The organism is Staphylococcus ureilyticus (assembly GCF_002902235.1).
GTDB lineage: Bacteria > Bacillota > Bacilli > Staphylococcales > Staphylococcaceae > Staphylococcus > Staphylococcus ureilyticus.
Genome location: NZ_PPRL01000167.1, coordinates 1 through 341 on the forward strand (window position 1 = coordinate 1; position 341 = coordinate 341).

General features: G+C 39.3%; 1 tRNA gene and 1 rRNA gene. Both read left to right on the forward strand.

The features are described from left to right. Positions 1-61, forward strand: a 16S ribosomal RNA gene (locus CD150_RS12925); the annotation flags it as partial. A 102-nt stretch (positions 62-163) separates the two neighbouring features. Continuing rightward, positions 164-240 (forward strand) — tRNA-Ile (locus tag CD150_RS12930). Positions 241-341: the final 101 nt, after the last annotated feature.

The following is a 341-nucleotide window of genomic DNA, read 5'->3' on the forward strand; positions in this document are numbered from 1 at the left end:
GATTGGGGTGAAGTCGTAACAAGGTAGCCGTATCGGAAGGTGCGGCTGGATCACCTCCTTTCTAAGGATATATTCGGAACATCTTCTAAAGAAGATGACAAAGGAATAACATTGACATATTGTATTCAGTTTTGAATGCTCATTCGAGTATTCTATTTATGAGGGGCCTATAGCTCAGCTGGTTAGAGCGCACGCCTGATAAGCGTGAGGTCGGTGGTTCGAGTCCACTTAGGCCCACCATTTTTTGTACATTGAAAACTAGATAAGTAAGTAAAATTTATGATTTTACCAAGCAAAACCGAGTGAATAAGAGTTTTAAATAAGCTTGAATTCAAAAAGAA